The sequence below is a fragment of the Algicola sagamiensis DSM 14643 genome, assembly GCF_000374485.1.
In the GTDB taxonomy this organism is placed as follows: domain Bacteria; phylum Pseudomonadota; class Gammaproteobacteria; order Enterobacterales; family Alteromonadaceae; genus Algicola; species Algicola sagamiensis.
Genome location: NZ_KB894491.1, coordinates 276,284 through 298,351, shown reverse-complemented (window position 1 = coordinate 298,351; position 22,068 = coordinate 276,284). Strand labels below are relative to the sequence as shown.

16 protein-coding genes and 1 tRNA gene are annotated in these 22,068 nt (G+C 42.0%); 7 read left to right on the top strand and 10 right to left on the bottom strand.

Annotated elements, in window-relative coordinates; translation table 11 throughout:
- Nucleotides 1-386: 386 nt before the first annotated feature.
- Nucleotides 387-836 carry a hypothetical protein gene (locus C505_RS23350; RefSeq protein ID WP_018690804.1) on the top strand — a complete coding sequence of 150 codons (450 nt, stop codon included), beginning with the start codon at nucleotides 387-389 and terminating at the stop codon, nucleotides 834-836.
- Nucleotides 837-965: 129 nt separating this feature from the next.
- Here the strand turns inward: C505_RS23350 and C505_RS0101360 are convergent, their stop codons facing one another.
- The 8 genes from C505_RS0101360 to C505_RS0101325 all read right to left on the bottom strand — a co-directional run bounded on the left by C505_RS0101360 (nucleotide 966) and on the right by C505_RS0101325 (nucleotide 7,569).
- Entirely contained in the window at nucleotides 966-1,295 is a 330-nt protein-coding gene (locus C505_RS0101360; RefSeq protein ID WP_018690803.1) for a hypothetical protein, read from the bottom strand.
- The gene (locus C505_RS0101355) at nucleotides 1,295-1,933 is read right to left on the bottom strand and encodes a hypothetical protein (RefSeq protein WP_018690802.1); all 639 of its coding nucleotides are present in this window, start codon (nucleotides 1,931-1,933) and stop codon (nucleotides 1,295-1,297) included. Before C505_RS0101355 ends, C505_RS0101360 begins: the two co-directional genes overlap by 1 nt.
- 64 nt (nucleotides 1,934-1,997) lie before the next feature.
- Nucleotides 1,998-2,684 carry a PspA/IM30 family protein gene (locus tag C505_RS0101350; protein ID WP_018690801.1) on the bottom strand — a complete coding sequence of 229 codons (687 nt, stop codon included), beginning with the start codon at nucleotides 2,682-2,684 and terminating at the stop codon, nucleotides 1,998-2,000.
- A 36-nt stretch (nucleotides 2,685-2,720) separates the two neighbouring features.
- Nucleotides 2,721-3,128, bottom strand: coding sequence for a YjfI family protein (locus C505_RS0101345; RefSeq protein WP_018690800.1), 408 nt, complete (start codon nucleotides 3,126-3,128; stop codon nucleotides 2,721-2,723).
- A 161-nt stretch (nucleotides 3,129-3,289) separates the two neighbouring features.
- Nucleotides 3,290-5,017: a polyamine aminopropyltransferase gene (locus C505_RS0101340; protein WP_018690799.1), complete on the bottom strand. Its 1,728-nt coding sequence runs from the start codon at nucleotides 5,015-5,017 to the stop codon at nucleotides 3,290-3,292.
- A gap of 4 nt (nucleotides 5,018-5,021) precedes the next feature.
- The gene (locus tag C505_RS0101335; protein ID WP_018690798.1) at nucleotides 5,022-5,918 is read right to left on the bottom strand and encodes a DUF350 domain-containing protein; all 897 of its coding nucleotides are present in this window, start codon (nucleotides 5,916-5,918) and stop codon (nucleotides 5,022-5,024) included.
- Nucleotides 5,919-5,987: 69 nt separating this feature from the next.
- A complete protein-coding gene (locus C505_RS0101330; RefSeq protein ID WP_018690797.1) occupies nucleotides 5,988-6,998 on the bottom strand; it encodes a hypothetical protein in 1,011 nt (336 codons plus the stop codon).
- Between the two features lie 169 nt (nucleotides 6,999-7,167).
- Nucleotides 7,168-7,569, bottom strand: a complete 402-nt coding sequence (locus C505_RS0101325) for a GNAT family N-acetyltransferase (RefSeq protein WP_018690796.1) — start codon at nucleotides 7,567-7,569, stop codon at nucleotides 7,168-7,170.
- A gap of 104 nt (nucleotides 7,570-7,673) precedes the next feature.
- Here C505_RS0101325 and C505_RS0101320 point away from each other — a divergent pair, with 104 nt between their 5' ends.
- The 6 genes from C505_RS0101320 to dapE all read left to right on the top strand — a co-directional run bounded on the left by C505_RS0101320 (nucleotide 7,674) and on the right by dapE (nucleotide 16,458).
- Complete coding sequence (locus C505_RS0101320) at nucleotides 7,674-8,651, top strand: hypothetical protein (RefSeq protein WP_157368713.1); 978 nt, start codon at nucleotides 7,674-7,676, stop codon at nucleotides 8,649-8,651.
- On the top strand, nucleotides 8,624-9,634 hold the full coding sequence (locus C505_RS0101315; protein ID WP_018690794.1) for a hypothetical protein: 1,011 nt from the start codon (nucleotides 8,624-8,626) through the stop codon (nucleotides 9,632-9,634). The genes C505_RS0101320 and C505_RS0101315 overlap by 28 nt, the downstream gene beginning before the upstream one ends.
- Nucleotides 9,635-9,643: 9 nt before the next feature.
- Nucleotides 9,644-11,605: a sensor histidine kinase gene (locus tag C505_RS0101310; protein ID WP_018690793.1), complete on the top strand. Its 1,962-nt coding sequence runs from the start codon at nucleotides 9,644-9,646 to the stop codon at nucleotides 11,603-11,605.
- A gap of 95 nt (nucleotides 11,606-11,700) precedes the next feature.
- Nucleotides 11,701-11,791, top strand: a tRNA-Ser gene (locus C505_RS0101305).
- Nucleotides 11,792-11,932: 141 nt separating this feature from the next.
- Complete coding sequence (locus C505_RS0101300) at nucleotides 11,933-15,067, top strand: S8 family serine peptidase (RefSeq protein ID WP_018690792.1); 3,135 nt, start codon at nucleotides 11,933-11,935, stop codon at nucleotides 15,065-15,067.
- 131 nt (nucleotides 15,068-15,198) lie between these two features.
- Nucleotides 15,199-16,458, top strand: a complete 1,260-nt coding sequence (gene dapE, locus C505_RS0101295; protein ID WP_018690791.1) for a succinyl-diaminopimelate desuccinylase — start codon at nucleotides 15,199-15,201, stop codon at nucleotides 16,456-16,458.
- Between the two features lie 35 nt (nucleotides 16,459-16,493).
- Here the strand turns inward: dapE and C505_RS23345 are convergent, their stop codons facing one another.
- Together C505_RS23345 and C505_RS0101285 are read right to left on the bottom strand one after the other, a co-directional pair.
- The gene (locus C505_RS23345; RefSeq protein WP_018690790.1) at nucleotides 16,494-20,978 is read right to left on the bottom strand and encodes a PKD domain-containing protein; all 4,485 of its coding nucleotides are present in this window, start codon (nucleotides 20,976-20,978) and stop codon (nucleotides 16,494-16,496) included.
- 215 nt (nucleotides 20,979-21,193) lie between these two features.
- Nucleotides 21,194-22,048 carry a type 2 periplasmic-binding domain-containing protein gene (locus tag C505_RS0101285; RefSeq protein ID WP_018690789.1) on the bottom strand — a complete coding sequence of 285 codons (855 nt, stop codon included), beginning with the start codon at nucleotides 22,046-22,048 and terminating at the stop codon, nucleotides 21,194-21,196.
- Between the last annotated feature and the right edge of the window lie 20 nt (nucleotides 22,049-22,068).

Here is a 22,068-nt window from a genome sequence, read left to right as displayed (position 1 = left end):
TTAAAGCAACCACAGGCCCATACCACTTGGATCAAGTAGCGTGGAACTGAAATACCAATCAGATTAAATCAATGGTTACCGTCGTACGACGATTTTTCCGGACAGCTAGCACAGTTCGCGGAATAAAAGCGTCAGTTGGATAAGTTGCATCCAACAAAGGTACTCAATGAATTCATGTAATTGGTATTGTTAAAACCACTTGATTCGGAGGTTTAAAATTAGCCCGCGAATAATAAGGGTTTTATTCTTAAAAAGATAGAACAAACCCGTGAAAACGTGACCTATAACAATTTACCTGTTTAAATAGTAGACTCTCCAGGCGTTTTTTCGCATTTTTCTAACTTTAGCGGTAGAATTACTGCGAATTTTTGGAGTGAATCAATTTTATGTGGCGTTATTTCTTAGGTGTTTTTCTGACATTCTTTATCATGAGTTGCGGCGATACATTGTCTTTGAAATCGTCCCATTCTACAGCGACTGAAATAGACAAAGCAACTTGTGACTGGCAAAAAAATAAGTCCTGTTCACAATCATCTTTCATCTATACGCTTTCGGACTATCCAGTTCAGGTGGAATCAAAGCAGCGTATTTCTATTCAAGGACTGGCACCAAAGAAAGAATTTCAAGTCAGTGGATACATAGAAGGTGTCAATATGTACATGGGACGTATCCCATTACAGTTTGCTCGATTAGATAATGGCGACTTTGTTGCTGATTTTTATCTTGGTGCTTGCTCAGAGCCTAAAATGACCTGGAATTTACACACCATAGTGACGCATGCTGATGGGACAATAGAAGAACAAGATCTTGCGTTTGAAAGCCAGTTTGAGTATTAGTTGAATCGAACTCTTTCTCAAACTTGAACAGGTAGACTTCAGCAAATAGAAAGTCATATTCAACAATCAAATGAAAAATCAATAAAAAAGGCACTCATAAAGTGCCTTTTAAAAAAGCGCTAGGGCGCGTTAGCTTTCCGGGCTTTCTTTCGCTGCATACTGGATTAGTTTTTCAGCAACCCGCTGCTTAATTGCACGTTTATCTTCCTTCTCAATTTCAAACTTTTGTGCGAGTTCTGCCAGCTCATCATCATTGAGATAAAAAGATAGGCGCTGTCTCGTTTTCTTGGACTTGACTTCTAATCCAAGAATTTGACGGATCATATCCGATGGTGTGAGATCTTCATCAATTGCGACTTTCTTAATGGTTTTTTGCACATTTGCACTTAAGTCAAAGGCGAGTTGTGTTGCACGGATCGCCTTTTCCTGTTTTTCCCACTTCTCTGTCTTAGTGACCATTAACGTGGATCCCCTGGAAAAAGGTCAACGATATCAGAAACTGGGCGGCAAATCATTAATGACACATCCGTATCGCCATCTGGCCAGATCTCAATGTGTACAAAGTAGTCTTCTTCTGATGACATTAAAGAAAATGCCTCAAAAGGCTCACTCCCATCCCCCGCATAAGTTTGAATCGCCCTGCCGCGGAAGTCTTGCTCGTGGTAATAACCCTTATAGACTTCAGAACACTGCTTATAGCTGTCATCCAACCAACGTTCGAACTTCTCAGGCACCTGTTTTGTATCGATCTCTGTCAGATCTTCGTCATCAAAAATATGGGCGAATTGCTCAAGGGTAAATATTTCATCAACATCCTTACGCTCGATTTTGATGCTGAAATTTGCCCATTCTTCACCGTCGTCGTTTTCAATGGTCATGAATATACTTCTTTGGCCTGGACCTTTCAGCACGAACTCGAATTCGTTTTCATATTCATATTCGTAGGTGTTGACCTGAGTGACGGTTAAGGTCGCGCCTTTTAATTCTGGTGGGAGTGCAAAAGAATCGATGAGCTGTAACATATCACCGACTTGCAAATCAGCTGGCTTGGAGAGGGTTTTCACAGGTTTGGATTTTTTAAACAACTTGCTAAACATAATGAAACTCCCAAAGAAAAAAGCGCACGGTTATCAACACGTGCGCTATAGAACGGAATTGAAATTACTGCTTTGACTTCAAACGGGCAAGGACATCGCTACCACTTGATTTCGAGCCGCCGATACCAGCTTCTTCCATTTTTGACTTCAGGTTTACACCTGATGATTCGTCATGCAGTTCCTGAGCTGCTTTAAGCTGGTCAGCCTGATCTTGCTGACGCTTTTTGATGCGCTCAAGTGACGCTTTTGCTGAAGACATTGACGATGAATTATTCGACAATGTTGTATTCACAGCCATTGTTGCTTTTTGAACGCTATCGGTTGTCTTGACGATGGACAACTGACGCTGATTTTCCTTAATCGTTTTTTCTGCTTCTTTAATTTGGCTCTTTAATTGAGCAACGCTTGCGGTAAAGTTACCAAGGATTGCTTCTTGCTCTTCCTTTTCGTTTTCGAATTCAGCGATTTTCTCTGCAATCTCAAGGGCAAGTGGCTCATTGCCTTTTTCAAGTGCTTGCGCTGCATAACCTTCATGCTCAGCAATACTTTCGTTCAATGCAGAAATTTTACGTTTTGTCTGCATCTCATTTGCCATCACTTCTGTGAGGCTACGTTTTGCTTTATCTAAAGCGTTTCTGGCATCAACGATTTCTTGCTCAAAGATGCGAATCGCGTTCATATCAACAACCGCTTCACCCGCTTCGCGAGCACCACCACGTACAGCTGTAAAAAGTTTACTTAAAATACCCATATGATACCTCTCTCCTCAAATGACAATCATAATCTGTTACTGTAAAAAGGGTTCGAATGCTTCTAGCGCGTCAATTGCATTGTCAGATAAAGTGACAAGCTCATGTGCGATATCATCAAATGATGAATCGACTGATAAAGCACCAAAAATGGCGTACTTATCAGCAATGATTGAAAAAGCACTCAGTGGCACAGGTACATTAAGTTCAAGCATCTTTTCATTGACTTCAGCTGCTGCACCATCTTTGACTTCCGTCTTATTGAACAAGAATGAAATACAAAGAATTTGTTCATCTGTTCGAGTGACGAAAACTGGTAACTCATCATTACCTTCAACAACGACTTGCAAGACTTCCTGTTCATCAGAGTCGATTAAGAAGGACTCGAATCCAACACCTTCTACTTCGTGATCCGCAAGTTTGATTGATAATTCTCTTAAATCCATTCTGCTCACCTTCATTCATTTCATGTGACATGCTATGTCATGTGTTGTAGTTTACGCCAGAGACATAATATGTCAACTCTTGTTTTAAACTTTTTTACTGCTTTAAAGTTAAAGCTCTGTTAATCAACAAAAACTATTTAATATTTTTTGTTGTCGGAACTTTAAAGATCTTGTTGCCATGCTTTATGGTGATATCCATATAGGGTATTTGAGCCAAGATAATTTACTTTGACCGCATCGAGTTCATTATAGAAGCCGAGCGGGAATGCAAAGCTTGCCATCATTAATTCCTTTGTGATCCAGGGATCGGGTATGGGCATTTGACGCAATGCCATGAGCCGTTCACGTGGAGACTTGCCTTGTTTTGTTGCAATCGTCCATCCCCATTCGCCAAATGATGGAACATTCTGCCTGTATTGTTCGACATGTTTAAACTCAGAAAATTTCACCGTCTTGCCAATACTTTGAAATGCTTCCTTTGCGTGATAGGGGGATGTTGACTGGATCACAAGTGCACCATCACCTTGTAAAAGGAGTCGGAGGTGCTGATAAAAGTGATCGCTGTAGAGTTTATTTAAGTCTGGGTGACTCGGATCGGGGAGGTCAACGATGATGGTGTCATAATAATTTTGTGCCTTCACCAACTTCTTCACTTCAATAAATGCATCCCCAAAAATCGTATTGACCCGTGGATCAGAAAAAGCCTCTTGATTGAGCTGGGTCAACCGCTGTTGTATTTTTTCTGGGAGTTGAAGTTTTTCTTGATAATGTTGACGACTAAAGAGACCAACCAGCTGCGGGTCAAGGTCGATAAGCGTCACCGACTGTGGTGACCACTTGAGTACGTCCCGAAGGGCTAATCCATCACCTCCACCAATAATCAGCACTTTATCATGTCGTCTGGATGCAGCCATTGCCGGATAGACTAGCATAGAGTGATACACCTGCTCATCAGCACTGGAAAATTGTAATCGTCCATTTAAGTATAAATCGGTGATCACATCTGGCTTCCCTGGGATCGCACGTTCTGTGATGGCAATATGCTGATAATGAGACTGGCGACTATAGACCACTTGATCACGATAGAGCATATTACTCATATTGGTGATCCAGCCTGTTCCGTATTCAAAAAGAATAAGCAGGATGACAATGAGGCAACCGTGAAGGAATAACAAGAGACTTGGGAAATGGATCCGTTCACGATATCTAAATAGGAAAATCAAACCAGCCACAACATTCATGGCTGCTGTCCATGCTGCTGCTTGCATTGTATGGAGGGACAGTAAAACCATCACCCAAATCGCAGCCCCAATGCCTGCTCCAATATAGTCCGCGCCGTAGATCGTCCCTGCGTTGTTCTCAAGGTATTCCCCGTAGATATGTTGGCGAACACGGGCAATCAGCGGGATCTCCATGCCTATCAAAGCACCGAGTAAGAATCCCATCACATAAGGCGATGTTTCCGCGATTTCCTCGAGGGTAGCAAAGAAGTCACTTTCAATAAACATCCCTTGTGGGACATTAAAGACTTCACTGATGTAATGGGGGAGAGAGGAGGTAAAGCTGATAATAAACGCTATCACAAGGGTGGAGGTGACGCCTATCAGTGCAATGAGGCATTCTAGCCAAGCAAAAGCAGAAAAAGGGTTTTTAAAAATACGGGCAGTAAAAGCGCCAATCCCCATTGAGACAATCATGATGCCAATCATGGCATAAATTGCTGTTTCAACTGTGCCTAAAACTCGCCCGGCATAATTGGATAGAAGGTATTCGTAAATCAGGCCACAGGCAGCAAGTACAGCCATGATACCGATAAGCACGGTATCATGGATCAAGATTTGTAGTTTTGAATGGGTATTCGTTGCACCTGTTTGAATGGTATGACTCATGTGATCAAGCCAAAAGCGTCACGAAAGACAAACCAATTGCCAGAGCAACAGCAACTTCAATGGCAGAAACACCGATATTGTGCTGGCGATCAACCTCATCAGAGACGTTTACGCCCGGTAGTATCACGCGCATAGCAATGCCTTTTAAAAGGGCAAAAATAAAGCTCATGATAATCGCAGCAGCAGCCCAAAAAGCGACACTGAGTGCGATACTCTCAGGGTTATACGGGATAAGGTTTGAAGCTGCTGTAATCGCAAGAGAAGTACCAATGAGGTAACCCGCATAACGAAGGCTGAGCGCAGAGTGCCCATCTGCCATTGCTCTTTGCATACAGTTTTCATCTTCGGATGTAGAGATAAATAAGCGGACGCGGTATTTCGATGCGAGTAAAAGAATAAACTGGGAAATCACAAAACTAGCCACGACAATTGGTATCGCCATCCAGCCTTCTGTGGTAACCCATAGCATTGCTGCACGAATGATAATGGCAACAGAAAGCACGTGACCCAGATCAACGAGGGCTGCTGCAAGGTTACCTTTGACGATTTCTGCATGAATATCGACACGACGAAGGACAAATTTATCTTGTACTATCCGGCCTAGAAATACCATGATGATCCCGATCACGCCAAAGACCGTCATATTGATTGCTTCATTGATCAGGGAGCTTGCAGCTTCCCCTTCACTGACACCAGTGAGCATGATGGCGATGGCTGCAATCCCTCCAGCAAAGGAAACACCAAACGCAAAATTATCCCGGTTAGCAATTTCATCGGTCGTATGCACATTGGATACGACACCTTTCATCAAACGAAGTGCAACAATGAGGATAAAGATAATGACGAAGTCCACCGCCATTGCTTGCATATTCCAGATTTGGACACTGTTAAATTCGATCATTTTTTTATTCCGTTGTATTTCAAATCAAGTTCATGAATGCGCGCTATTCAACGCGGCATTTATCCGCTGTTATTTTCCGCCACTAAGGCCGCGAGATGTTCTCGATGAGCTGTTTCTCAAGCTGCCTGACCCATAGATGGAACGTCCTGAGTAGCTCCCCGCTTTTGAAGGTGTAAAACTGGAGCGGCTTAAACGGGATTGTCCAGACTTTTTGCTGGCATATGGGCTTGAAAAGCGTTTCCCTTGCGTTGAAAAGTCTTTTTTCGTCTTTGTATATAAATTACTTTGGCGCTGAAGCTGCTTCGGACTGGAATAACGATAGCGACCATAATCGTGGTAGTAACTATAGCTGCGATAGGGTGCCCAGCTATTATAGTAGATAAAGCCACCGCCATAATAATGACGATTATGGTGACTTCTGGAGGTTGTTCTTTGGGGGGTGTCTTGACACGTATTTTCATCAAGATCTTTTAAACCTGCGTAGTCTTTATTCCAAATCCAGTAACTACGACCACTGGATTCCAGACGCCATTCACCGTAGTTCAAATTTCCAATAAGTTGGCTACCTGGACCAAAGTTTTGCGCTCGGTTGAGAACTAGATCATCTTCTTTGCTTACTGCGTTGATACGGTTGAGCTTTCCAGCAGAGATATCAGCAAGGACATTGACAGGGTCGGATAGTGCATCATTGAAAACATCTGCGGTTGCAGCTTCTTTGAGCGCAGTAATTTCATCTAGGTTTTCTTCCCAACCAAGGAGAGAGCGGTTCGCTTTTTCCTTCACAGACTGAAGACGCTTTTTGAGACTTTGAAAAAGTGGTCCTTGTGGGGTCGCATCTTGGGCAATGGTTTGGGCTATTGATGCGGCCTCGGGGCATTGTGTAGACAGTTGTTGCGCGTAGTTTGTCAATGTCTGCGCGTTTTTGATTTTTCCGGCCTGAAGGTCCGTTTCCAATTGTGACAGGCGGCTTTCCACAATATTCGCTTCTGTCGCAATGGCTTTTTTGATTTTCTCTTCTTTTGATTCACATCCCATCAATAATAAGAGAATGGCAAGAAAGCAGCTAAGCTGTTTCAACATTGATAACTCCTCATGTTTCGATCCAGCTACCATGCTGGGTATCAAGTACGGGCTAACAGATATCTGCCCGAGAATTGTTTTGATAAACAAGCGTTTATTTTAATCGAATTCATCAAAAAAAGTTAGGTACAGAAATATTTTCTTTAAGAAAATGTTAAACCACCTGATTTTATTCAACTTTTTTTGAGAAAATTACTTTTGAGTCTTGGATATAGCCTTGTTTTTCATAAAAAGTGGAATGTGCTGAGTCCGTCAAAATAAATAACTTACTTCCCGGCGAAACTTGGTTTTCTAATGAGGCAAGTAACTGGGTTGATAAACGTTGTCCTTGCGCATCTGGATGGACTATAAGGTAGGTCACAATCACTTTCATCCCATCACTTAGCGCACAGGCAATGCCTACAAGTTTCTGGTCGAGCCATGCACATACAGTGATGTCGCTGCTAAGAATGGCGTGGTAAACCTTATCTTGATTTTTCTGGGTGAGCCAATTAACCGAATTGAAGAGCTGCTGAATGTCTGGCTCAGAAAAGTTGTCTGAATTGATATCCAATTGAAAAGAGTTTTTCATGGTTAACTTGCTGCCAAACTAGAGGAATGAAGAAGTCTTGTACTATACCTAGTACGAGGAAAACAAAGAAAAACTTCAATACGATGCTCAGAAAAAAGTTTGGTATGCAGAATTTTTTTTACAGGATCCATCAGATACTGCCTCTCGTCATTTTTTCTTTTGGTGTTCAAGCTGAATCTTTTCATGGTAATGCGAAGTGGCGATGGGATGCGAGCTCTCGACATCAGTATGACTTTGAACGAGATAAAAATGCTGCAATCCATGCGTTCGGTATTGATTATCACAATACGATATCCGATACGAAAAGAGATAATTTAACTGCGCTTCTGCAATTGTATTACACAAGAATTGACAATTTAAACCCTCACCCTGGATTTTTTGAGGATGATGATGATCAGGAGTTCACATTTCGTAATTTTAATCTCCAGTGGACGCCCACTATTTCAAGCCCGACATTTAAGTTTGGACGCACAGAGCTTCCATTTGGTATTGAAACGCTAGAAGACACAAATGGTACCATTCGGGACTATGGGATTGGGCGCAAAGTTGGCTATAAAGCAGATTGGGGTTTAGGGCTATTTCGGCTGGATGAAAACCTCGATATTGAAGCCACTTGGACGCTCGGCAGTAACCAAGAAATTGATTATGAAGATGGGAATTATGTTGGGGCTTTTCGTGTTGGAAATGGAAGGCAAAAAACTTTAATTTATGGTTTCTCTGCAACCAAGCGACGGGTAGATAAAACCGTCTCACAAAATTTCGCATTGGACTTACATTGGTACTTCAATTTAAACCGAGTGTTGTTTGAAATTTCAAAAGGAAACAAAAATGCGGTTACAGAAATGGAGACGTTGTTAGAAGTGGGTCGTCATTCGCAAGATGAAACATTGTATTACTATTTACAGCATTGGTACGCATCACAAAACCCAGATGCTGGCAGGGTCAAAGATAATGCGTTATGGGCGGGTGTTGATTGGCAAGTGAATCGTGAAGTGACGCTCGAAGCACAATATCGACGCCGATTTTCGAGTGATAAAAAGGATCTCAATCAGATATGGCTTCAAATAAGATTCCAGTTATAGTCTATTTCGTTACACTGTTGATGAGTGTTTCCTTTGAGGCAAGTGCGCGTGCATTTTGTGCACTTCGCGATCCTGTCGCAAAAATTCAATCAATTTTCCCAACAGCAACAGACTTTAAGTCAGTTGTTCGCACGATCAACGTGAAAGTGCGAGACAAGGTACAAAGACAATTGCCTGATGTGAAATTACATTTTGGTGAGCTTGGACGACATACACTTTATATTCCACATAATGAAAAAGGACCGCTGGGGTATGTTCATGTTCGTTCGGAACAAAGCCCTTGGGGACTCATCGAGGTGGCTTGGGGCATTGATCCTCAAATGCGGATACTCGACTTTAGCTTTCAACGTTGTCGAACGAATTTGCGATTGAAGCTAGAAACACCGCAGTTCAAATTTCACTTCAGAAAAAAAGGGGTGAAAGCATTGCAAAATATGATGGATAAACTCCCTTCAATGGTTACCGCAGATGTATTACCGCTCGCTGAAATCGTACTTTTGAATGGTATTAAAACACTGACAATTACAGCAATCGCGTGGGCAGATATCATCGAAGAGGTTCGGATTGAGTATCTCGCCAGAACTTTTTTTCCAAAACACTATATGTTTCGTCAGCTGACCACGCCATATTCGGATGCGTTAAACCAAAAGTTGATGGAGACTTTTGGTGCAGAGGAGGTGGGCATCAATCGGCAGGCCTCTCAAGCTTATGGTGTATTTGATGAGGAGGGAAAGATCATAGGGGTGATTGTTGAAGGGCACATTTACACAGGGGATGAAGATCAGAAGATTTACTGGGGTGTTGGAAAAGACATGAATATCAAATTTTGGAAGAGCCACGATGTTTGGCCGCCAGAAGAAATATCTGCCGAATTTGATCAAATCATCGGAATGCAGATCAAGTCAGCAGAACAATGCCAGTCAAAAGTAGAATTGATTGGCCTGGAGGTGCTCCTGCTTTCTAAACACTTAATGGGACGCTAAGGCTGAATATTGCGTATCGCAACCTTAAACCGATTATTATTGGGATCGACTTTAGCTGGTTTTCTCTTGATTTCTGGTATTGCATATCACGCCTACAACAAAGTGACAGCAGCACAAATCAGACATGAAAAAATCAAGCTTGTGCTCGTAGATATTGAACATACACAGGTCATGTTGCAGCAGTGGTATGTCACGATTGATTTGTTTTTTGCAAATCATGAAACTTATCTTCTTGATGGGCTTGTTCGACAGGCAAGTCAGATCTCGCAAAAGGTGAAGGGTATAGAGGAGCAATTAGCAGAGGAAAACACAGAGTTTTTGGAAAAAGAAGTCAATTCGGTTATTGCTTTAATCAGACCATTGGCTTTTCAGGAAAGTGAAGCTCAGGTTTGGGAAAATAGTGTTGCACAGTCGGATCGGATCACGTCACAGATCATCAGTCAGTTTGATGCATTTCATCATTCAGCAAAAGAAAAAGGCAAGGAAGCCAAGGCATTGTTGAACAATGCTTCGAACCAGTTTTTATGGGTCACGCTTGGTTCCTCAATCATGTATATCGTGGTTATTTTGCTCTTGTCGCGTTGGAGTGTGAAACTGATTGTTCATCCGATCCAAATTCTAGATAAGCAAGCTCAGGAGAAAAATAACAAGGATGACACTCCTTCATTCATTCAGAAACGTGCACCAGATGAACTCCTTCAACTCTCAGAAAGCATTCAACGGTATGTTTCAAGCTTAAATAGACGCAAAGAAGAGGCCTATCTGGCGAAACGGAAAGCTGAAATTGCAAAAGAAAGATTTGCGGCGATTATGCGATTTTCTCCAATTGGTATTTTCTTAATTGATAGCACAGGGATGATTGAATCAATCAATCCAGAAGGGATCCGTATTTTGGAAGCTGACGATGGGATATTAGGGAGTTACATCGGGAATTACTTTACGTCTTTAGATCAGGAAAACCATTACTCAGTGAATCAAACTATCAATCATATGAATTTGGAGTCGGTTGCAACAAGTGTTCATCAGACTCTCATTCCGGTGGAGCTTCATGGTGTCGGACTCAAAGTGGGTGGGCAAAGTAAATCCGTTTTACTCTGTCAGGATATATCCGACCGAAAAAAGCATGAGCAAGAAGTCCTTCATACTCAGGAAAAACTCTTTCAATCAGAAAAACTGGCTTCGGTTGGGCAGTTAGCTGCTGGTATTTCCCATGAGCTAAACAATCCACTTGGTTATATCATTTCAAACTTGGGGACGTTATCGGATTATTTTGATGAAGTGAATGAGTTTCTGTCATTTATTGATTCTTTTGTCTTTCAACTGGAAGGAAAGCTATCCGATGAAGAAGAGGAATCGCGGAAAAAGCTCATTCAAAAGTGGGGAGAGAATGATATCGACTTTATTCGGGAAGATGTTGGCAATCTACTCCATACCACCGAAGATGGTGTATTCAGATTAAAGCAAATTATTTCTGACTTCCAAGGATTTTCTGACTCGCTTGAAGTGAATGCAAGCCGAACACCCGTTGATTTTAATCAATTGATCCAAAGTGTCATTTCAGATTTAAAAGAGAAGTGGCCGCCAGAAATTCGAATAGTCGAAGAGTTGAGAACATTGCCTTATATTGAAAGTTACCCCGAACGGGATAAACAAGTCATCGAACACCTCTTGATGAATGCGATGGAGTCCATTGAAGATGTGGGTAGCGTGAAAGTGACGACCAATGTCGGTGAAGATAAGATCTATATTTCAGTGGAAGATACTGGGGCTGGGATCCCTCCCGAAAATATGAAACAGATATTCGATCCTTTCTTTACAACACGCCCCATTGGAGAAGGGAAGGGGCTTGGCTTGCATATCGCGAAAAATCATATTCAAAATATGCGAGGTCATATTGAAGTTGAAAGTGAGCTTGGCAAAGGGACACGAGTCACCTTGGAGCTACCTTTAGAAGCTGAACCGACTGGATAACCATCAATGTGATCGCAATGTGACCGCTTGAAATAAAACTGGAAAAAAAAGCTTTACAGAAAATTCGTAAGACAGTAGTATGCGCTCCGTGTTCAGGAGAGATGGCTGAGTGGTTGAAAGCACCGGTCTTGAAAACCGGCATACGTTAATAGCGTATCTAGGGTTCAAATCCCTATCTCTCCGCCATATTCTAAAATCCCCGAATTATATAGCTCGGGGATTTCCCTCTTCTATTATCCTTGTTTGCGTTGTGTTTCATTAAATGCTTTATTTAGACGGTATCTTTGTTCTTCGATGAAGAAGTGACTCAGTCAACCGAGGTAACTCATGAACACGCGCTTTACTCCATTGTATTATGCTTTATCCCTCGCTTCTCTTTTTGCTAGCAGCGAAGCCATCGCAAAAACTGGTTTGAATGTTATTCCGGTTACATCTTTAATTTCGCGTTATGCTCAAGAAAATACTCATTATATGGTGACGTTTCGTTTTAATGATGTAGCTACGGGGTATGAAGAAGCTCGAAATATCCTATTCAATCAACTGATTGAGCTTGATCCGAATGCGAAAGAAATACATCAAATCGCGCACTCTAAAGCACTTATTATTGAGACAACATCAAATGCAGCCAAGGAAATAGGAAAACTCACCTTTGTCAACAATGTTTTTATACTTAGCCAAAAAAGAGCGAGTCGAGTACAAAGCTCAGCATATATTAAAGCGACGGATTTAAGGACAAATATATCTTTAAGTGGTATTGATGTTGATATTGCAATTATAGATACAGGCGTTGACTATTCTCATGTGCACTTTAATGGGGCTGGTACAGTTGCGGCTTATGATGCATTTAAGGCTGATCTCAATGATGAGGTAAGCTTTCCTCAGGGAGATGTTATTGATGGCCATGATTTTGTAGGTAAGGATGGTGACCCTCTCGACACCGATGGACATGGGACACACGTTGCTTCGATTGCTATTGGCATATCCCCCAATTCAAAAATCTATGCGTATCAAGTTCTGGGTGAACCAGGAGAGTCGGATGGCTCTGAAGTTATTGCCGCTCTATCAAGAACCTTAGATCCAGACGAGAACCCATCAACGACTGATATTATTGAAGTTGCAAATTTATCTTTGACTACAACAATTGGACGTACAACAGGTACGGATTCAGACAATGTGATTAAAAGCATCGTGGAAAAAGGTGTAGGCGTAATCGCTGGAGCTGGGAATGAAGGCAATTTACCATTTAGTGTGGGTGACCCTTCGACAGCCATAGATGCATTATCGGTTGCTTCTGTCACACAAAGTGGTGATAAAAGAGACTATGTTTCTGACTTTAAAGTGAGTGGAGATAGTCAGAGTTCATCTATTTTTTATTTTAATGAAAATGTAATGGCTGTAAAAGGGGCAGACAATACTTATTCAATTGATCAAAACATTCCGCTCGTTCTTCCTCCTTCCACAAATAAGACAGGTTGTACGGCGTTTAATTCGGGAATCGACTTTACGGGTAATGCAGTTTTACTGACACGCAGTACGGATGAAAACTGTAAAGTGCTTGATCAAGTGCTTGCTGCACAAGACAGCGAAGCTGAGTTTGTCATCATCAAGAATCAGGGAGATAAAGCATTTCCAGAATTTTATGGGAATAATACGAGTATCAATATTTTTTCAATTGGTGTGAGTGAATCACTAGGAGATTCAATCGAGCTCCAAGTTGAAGGCGGTAGTCCACCAGATTACCAGATTGAGATTAAGCAATATGATACAGTCGGTGGTATTTCAAGATTTTCCTCTCGTGGTCCCTCGATTTCAAATGCTTATTTAAAACCAGAAATTAGTGCGCCAGGCGAAGGGATCTTTGCTGCAAAATTTGGAACAGGATTTGAGGAGGTACACCAAGAAGGAACTTCAGTGGCAACGCCAGTTGTATCAGGTGGATTTGCATTGCTGCGAGAAGCGTTTCCAACGCGAACAGTGCGGGAACTCAAAGCACTTATTATGAATACAGCTGAGCTTGAGATATATACAGAGCCAAAATCGAAGGATCCTTTTGCTGAGCTTGCGCCTATTTCTTGGGTTGGAAGTGGTGTCATGAATGTTGAGAAGGCACACGCATCACCTGTTGCCGCCTGGGATAAAGAGACGGGGCAAGCATCTCTTTCATTCGGTTATATCCCGTCTTCAAAAAATCAAACAATGAAAAAAACGGTTGAGGTGAAAAACTTTACAGGAAGTGATAAAACATATCTGCTGAAGAATACCCCACGCTTTGATAACGATAAGGACATGTTTACTTTAACCCTTCCAAATCAAGTGATTGTTCCTGCAAATAGTGCCACAACGTTTGAAGTTACATTCGCACTCATCGCAGATAAGCTGCAGCCCTGGTCAATCGAGCAGTCAGATATGTTTGTTGATTTAGATTTGGGTGCTGTTGAACCATCTGCTGCTATGACACGATCAGAAATCGATGGTGCAATAGTTTTTGAAGAATCCGGAGCCCCAAATGTTGAAGCACTCCATATTGTTTACCACGCACTTCCCCAGCAAATTTCTGAATGGTATGTAACCAGTAAAGAGAATCAAATTAATATTAAGAATACAGGGGTTGGTGAAGGGAAAGTTATGCCTGTGAGTCTCGTCGCAACTGATCCTGTTGATACAGGGTTCCCGATTGATATCATCGGTGGTTCATTTGAGGTGGTCAAAGATGAGCGTTGTTCCACTAAATATGCATTCAAAACATCTGTAGTTGTCAATCAGCCCCTATTTCGAGCGGATGATGATATTGTAGGGAGCATATCAGTCGAAATTGATACTGATAATGATAAAAAAGCAGATTTTGTTGCTGTGACTGCTTCCGCTGCTGCCTTGAAAACTTTGTCGCCCGATTTGAGTGTGCTCAAAGATGATACCACACGCGCTTTTGCTCGAGTGTATGATGACTATTTCCTCTCAATCCTAGCGACGTCTCCAGCGGATGACTCAACAGCGCCTAAAGTGATTCAAGCAGAAAAGTTTGAACATATATTGACGAGTGATTACGTCACATTACAACATTGTTTAGAAGGACTTGGGTTACAAGAGTCTGACTTTGGTAAAGAAATTGGACTTACTTTTGAAGCGGATCCAACAGATGTAAGTAAAGTCGATAAAATGGAAGCAACAGTGAAGCTTGGTCTTGCGACGACCTCGTTTTCAACAACTGGAAACTTTCCTGTTACTTTGAAGAAAGATGAAAGCGCAGATATGACGGCTACAGGACCCTCGACATCCGTGGCATTGTTACACCAGTCTCCAGGCGTCACAAAAATTTTCGAATATAAAGCGCCTCAGGTCCAACCGCCTGCAACAAATACAAGTAGTAGTGGAGGCTCTTCGAGCCTGATTTCCTTGATTGGCCTGATTGTGTATTTACTATCATTGCGGTTGAATATATTGCGCCGCACACTATTGAACTAGTTCAAACGAAAAACCAAGCGTGAAGTATCACGCTTGGTTTGATGATTCCCTTCAAAATTTCTTCAAATTTCCTTCATCAATCTGTCAATGGCCATCAAACACAATAGGCAAACTCACAATGAGATACGCCAATGCAGATTTCTATAGAACATACCGCACATCATATAGTTCGCGAAATCAGTACGCTTTCACAAAACGCGCTTCATTTTACGCAGACCTTACTTCGTCAGGAGTCGATTACACCGCAAGATGCTGGATGTCAGCAATGGATTGCCAAACACCTACAATCGTTGGGGTTTGAAACGGAAATCTACAAAGCACAAGGGGTGACGAACTTCATTGCCTGCTATAGCGGGATAGAAAATGATATTGATCAACCCTGTCTGGCTTTTGCTGGGCATACAGACGTTGTTCCCGCTGGACAGGTAGAATCATGGAAACTGCACCCGTTTGCAGCGCATCAAGACTCCGGCAAATTATATGGCAGAGGTGTTGCAGATATGAAAGGGGGAATTGGCGCATTTCTGGCTGCGATCACTCAGGTGTTCCAAGTACAAACCACTCAAAAAAGTTCTATTCAAAAAAATAACCAAAGGTATGACTGTCCTAAATTGAAGCTTCCAAAAATGATGGTGCTGCTCACAAGTGATGAAGAAGGGGAAGCTGCATTTGGCACCCGAACAATCGTTGATAAACTCAAACAACGCCAAGCCAAGATTGATTTATGTATCGTTGGCGAGCCAACAACACGATATCAATTGGGGGATACATTCAAAGTTGGGCGTCGTGGTGCAATTTCTGGTCAATGTACTGTTTATGGTAAGCAGGGGCATGTCGCTTATCCCCAGTCGGGTGATAATGCGGTTCATAAGATGGCTAAAGTTCTCAATGCACTTTTAGAAATTGAATGGGATTCAGGTACGGAGCAATGCCCGGGGACAACTTTCCAAATCACAGGGATCGACTCAGGTGTGCAAACTGATAATATGATCCCGGCACAATGCCACATTTATTTTAATGTTCGTTATAGTCACGCATGGACAGAAGCTGATCTTCATCAGGTCTTTGAGAAGACAATTCAGTCGGTGACTTCGGATGTTGAATTATCTTGGGAGCGTCCTTGTCAGCCTTATCTGACAACTAATGAGTCCATGCTGAAATTTGTAGAGAACAGCTTGCACAAATCCACTGGGATTCAAGCAATTCGCTCAACATCGGGGGGGACCTCTGATGGGCGCTTTTTGCATGAAGTGGCAGACTGTGTGGTAGAGCTTGGCTTAAATGCCAGTACGATCCATCAAATTAACGAGCATGTGGCAATCTCAGAATTGGAACAACTTGCCAAAGTGTATTTTGACTTGATTCAGGATTTTGCACGGCGGGGGAAGTGAATACCAGCCAAAAACTAGCTGGTATTCATGTGTGTTTAAAGTTTTCGTCTTATCACCAACAGAGCAAGCAACGAGAACGTCCAAAAGACAGAACCGCCATTATCTTTTGGTTGTTTTTGTTTATCTGAAGGTTGTTCAGGCTTCGTTGTGCCAGTATCAGGTTTATCATTGTTGGGTGTATCTGCATCATGACCAGAATCTTCATCTGTGTCTTTATCATCATTTGAAACCGGAGTTGGCTTTGCAATGACAAAGAAGGACTTGACCAGTCTGATGGCTTCATCTTTGACAGTCACTTGCAGCTCAAACACGGTTTCCTTTTGCATGTTCAATGCGGAAAGATCCAGATTAAACTTTTCCGTGTTAGGATCTTTCATTGCGATCCGCTGGGGTGACTTATCGATTTGTGACCACTGATAGGTGACTTCGCCGACAGGTGATCCGATGCTTGGCGCGGTTAAATTGAGTTTGCGAACCTTGCCGAGCGAACGAACCTCAGACTTGATTTGTTTGGTCTTCCTAGTTTTAGGTGAGACCTGAACAAAATACTCTTGTACCACAGATTTGTCCTCAGCAGTCACTTTGACACGATAGTGGAATGTCGTAAATTTTGTGATTTCAAGTGTTGAAAAATCGATGGTAAATTGCTCAGCATTCTCTTGTGGCTCTGGGAGTGTAGTGTTTACTTTATCTAGACGATGCCAAACACGCTTTACAGCATCACTAGGAATAGGTTGAATTGGTGCAACCATGGTCACTGTTTGCGTTTGATCAACGTTGATAAGTTGTGTGGCCTGATATGTATTATCAGGTGTATCATCTTGCGCTGGGTGTGCGATCACAACGTATTCTTTTACTATGATTTTCTTGGAGTCTGTTGCCTTCACTTGGAAATGGAATAACGATGATTCCTTTAGAGAATATGCTTTAAAGTCAAGAGTAAGTAACTGACTATCATTATCCAAATTCGCGAAATCAAAGTCTGTCTTATCTAATCGCTTCCACTGATATGTTATGTCCCCCTGTGGATCTGTTAGCGATGGTACGGTGAGCGTGATGGAATGAGGAGCAGTCGTAGACAGTTGCTCTGTAGGTTCGTGGTGAGCTGGTGGTTCTGTCGTGACTTGCGGCTGTACGACAATATTCACGTAACGGGTCTCACTATTTTCTGAACCATCGGAAGCACTGACCTCGAATGTAAGCACTTTTGTTTCTTTTACTTTTGGTGCTGTAAAAGAAATCGTGTCTGTACCTTGGCCTGTAAAGTTGATTTTCCGTTGTCCATTTTGTTGTTGCTTCCAGGTGTAGGTGAGATCATTTCCGTCTTTATCGTCTGCTTGAGCCTTTATTGTTACAGGTGTGTTTTCAGTAACAATAGCGTCCTGTAATTTTTCTAATGTAGGTGCTTTATTTAAGTCCTTAATAGATATAAAAAAGGTTTTTTTTGTAGAAACTGAGCGTGAATTTGTCACGGTGAGTTCTATTTCAATGACAGTTTTATGTAAGAAAAACTTAGGTGTTGGAACAAATGGGGCTGTAAACACTAACTTCTCAGCTGTTGGATCAGGCAGCTTGATTTGATAAGGGGATTTATCAACTTGAGCCCAGTGGTAAGTCAGCGCTAACCCATTTGGATCTTCTGCTTCTGGGTCTAAAGTGGTTTCCTTTCCTTCAAATGCAACCTGTCGATAGTATTGTTTAATGACTGGTTCTTTCAGGTTTTTCTTAATCAGCACCGCTACATTGCGTGTTTCAAGTAGATTGCCATTTTTCTTCAATATATAGGTTAACTCAATGTTTTTATCTTGGTCCACCAAAGGTGCCTGAAAATGAAATTCTCCATTTTCACTTTTGCCGTTTAAGTCAATAGTTGAGGTATCTACCTGTTGCCATTCTATCGTCATCTTATCTTCGAGTGGCAGTGTTGTTTGCGCTTCGAGAACAGCTTCATCGCCTTCAAACATCGTGATAGACTCAATCGGTAGGAGTTTATTTTCACAGACTGGTTTGCCATGGCTTTGAAGCCCCCAAGAGATCACTTCTCCCTTGTCGCCACTTGAGTCATCTCGGATATACAATCGCCATTGGCCATCTAAATCTTCGCCCTCGAATTTAGACAATGTCTCAACGGGTGTGAGTGTTGTTGGGAAAGTACCGATGTAGTTATCTTTACCATCCAAATTGCTCATTGCCAGGAAAATTTCCGTACCTTTTGGAGATTTTAATTTCATCGCCAAGTCACCGCGATAGGGGTGCTTGATATGGACATCAACGCGTAAGTTCTTCACCGTTTGGCCCGTTTTCTCTATGTCTAAGGCACTGTAAATGATTTTTTTGTTATCTGGGATTTGAAATGGATCAACGCGGATCCAGCGATGATAAAGCGGGGCACCAATTGTCTTTTCAAAACTTTCTGAAAATTGAACGGTTTCCCCATCAACTGTCCCTTCATAATCAATTTGGTATTGAATATTTGATGCGCACTGAGTGTTTTCGGGTATATCGAACGTCAGAGGCTGAGTAGGTTTGGTCAATAGCTGTGATGCAATTCGGCCCATATTTTCTTGGCCATACGTGATATCAATGCCGCTGGTGGTGGTTAGATTTACTGTTGCATCTTTTAAATCAAAAGCCGTGTTGTTTTGGAAAGTAGGCATCAAGCTCACGGTTTCACCAGGCATGAAAATATCATCACCCGCAGCGTCCAAGACCACAGATTCCAACGTCATATCTTCTTTGATAATGTGATGGTGTTTGAAATGTTTGAGAAACACCTCAGCATGCGGCCCATCTTTGTATAGCGTAGTTGCAGTTGTTAAAATTGACATCGCCATATCGCGCATTGTCGGCTTTGCGCCTATTCCGTATTGCGATTCAAGAATGATTTTATCGACGTCTTCTTGTTCAACTCCTTTTTCGATGAGTTCAAGCAAACTTTGATACAAGGGCGTTGACCAAAGTTGGTCAGCTCGACTCTTGACTCCATCGACCATCTGGTGAGCACGGTAATTTCGTTGATCATCATAGCGTGCTTCAACATCATTCAAATAACGTGCTTTATTTCCCATATCCCAAATAAAAACCCGATTGGGAAAGGTGTCTTTTCCATTTGATGTCGTTAATTTGTAACTGGCTGCCCAGTAGTCACCAAACCCTTCACCCATTGCGCCCGCATCGCCGCCAAAAAAGTCAGGATTAATATCCATAGAAATCGCATGGCCGTATTCATGCAGGATCACCGTTGCATCTTCTGTATCGTTCACACCACCATGGCCGAATGAGAGCTTACGGGTTGCCGTCGAATAGTAAGAGTTATCTTTTCCTTCATTCCCATTTGTATCGACAGGAATTGGACGATTTTGAATGTTGTTGTAACCCAGTTTTTGGAGATATCCCTGATTTTGATGGATGTGATAGAAAGTATTTGTATCATCAAACCCTTGTTCACCACGTTGGTAGAGCCAAGTGCCATCCGTGGATGCTGTTGGTGCTGCGTCAGGTTTTTCATGATCTTCAATCATCACCCATGAGCTTTTCAGAAGAAAAATATGGCTGTTGTCATCCAAGGTAACTTTCGTCACTTCGGGGAGTGTGGCCTCACGATATGCATCAGCAAATGCAGATGGATCCGAATTATCTAGGAGTGCGAACGCCGTATCTTTGAGGGCTGTTCTCGGGTCAGGATCAAAAATCCTACCTTTTCCTTCGACAAACGCTTCAGTGCTTGTATCGTCAGTACTTGTATCGAGTGTGCTGGTTGTCATCATCGTGATGTGATCCATTTTTGCGAGCACATCCGCTGCGTTAACTTGTGTGATTGTTTCTGTTTGGAAGTGGGATGGTTTAAAGCGAGACTGGACACCTATATCTGCATCTTTGGATTGGTTATCTTTTTCAAAAAGACTACGCTGCTCAAGGTGCAGTATCTCACCTGTTTCTGCGTGGACATATTGCAACCAATCTCCCGCAGGCTTGGTCAAGCTGGTCAGGACACGATAGGCTTTGACGAGCGTTTTATTATGTGGATAGAGAACCAAGGTGACATCAGGCGCAATGTTAAGGGAGCCAGTAGTTTTTAAATTTTCAATGGCAACACGGGTTGCATCCGAGGCAGTGATCAGTGTTTGATGCTTGGCTAAAGGATAGTGTTTGGTGTCAAGAACATGATGATAAGCACGAATGATTTCACCTGAATGCTTATTGATCGAAATAGTCAAAGTTGCGTCGGCAACAGGAATACCAGTGACCCACTGTGCAAATGTAAAATGCACGGCAAGTAAGCTTTCTTTTTTACGAATTTGCTGAAAGCTGGTGTTGTCACTGAAAGAGGCATCTTTGAGGAGTCGTTGAATGGCATGTTCAGCCATATCCAACTCTGTTTTTGCAAGGGTTGCGGGTAATCCGGTTGAAGGAATATTCGTTTGAATGCCCCTTTGGTAGGTCGTTTCTGCCCTCGGGGTTTGTGAAAATAGCGCAAGCCCAATCGCCGTACTGATCGCGGCTGGGTGTAAAACTCTCATTGGTTTTCCTTAATTTTTCTTGTTGGGTTTTGTAAATCAGCAGATTTGTTTTTTTGTTATCTTGTTTTATTTTTTGAGGTGAAATGGGCCACATCAACAAAATGATGTTCACAAATAATGATTTGGTTTGCAATAGAAATACAATTCACAACCAATTGATTAATAATATTTTCTTATTAATACGACGTGGATATTTATTTTTATAATTCTTTTGTTTATTTGACTTGGAACCAAAGCTCAGTTCTATCGAGGGGGGTATTCGACGGTAAATATGGGTTTGGTATTTGAATGACACGACGTTGGTCAAAACGTGCTTTTTGAATGGCATCTGCATGGTGCTTCATGAAAATGCGATCAAAAGAACCATCTTTGATCATTTGGTTAAACCCAGTTTCGATGCGTTGGTGTAGTAGAGGGTTCTTTTTGGAAGTAAAAATATAGTAAGGCCAGGGATAATACAGTAATAAGTTTGATTCAATTGTGATGTTTGGGTTGTCCTCTTTTTGTTGACTGTATTCATCAAAAACTTCATTAATTCCACGGGGAAATATATCAAATCGCTTCGAATTCAGCATTCTAAACAGGGCTTTGTATGGTGCTTGGAACACCTTGATTCTGGAATATCGATAGATACTGACATCACCCCAACCAATCCCTTGTCCTATCTGAATTTTCAAGAGATCTTTCATGCTGGATAAACGATCAATTTTGCTCTGTTCTTCATTGTGGATCAATGATATTCGATAGCCGAGAAGTCCTTTTCTCAAAGGAATCTGAATCGCTTTGAATCGTGTTTCTTTATCGGGTGAAGTGGACATCCACATCAAATGGATACCTTGCTCAGCCTCAAGTGCCTGTTGTTGTCGATTTTCTGTCATTTGTTGTGGTGAGGCCATGAGTTGATAGCCACCGAACTCTTTAGTTGTTTTTTCCAACGCACCATTGAGAAGTTCCACAATATCAATGAAGCGCGTGTCATCTTGATATCGTGGATAAAAAATTGTACCCGTATCAGCATGCACGATTTGAATTGGCAAAAGTAAGATAGAGAAGATAACGAATTGCCGCATGAGTAAAGAACGCAAACCGT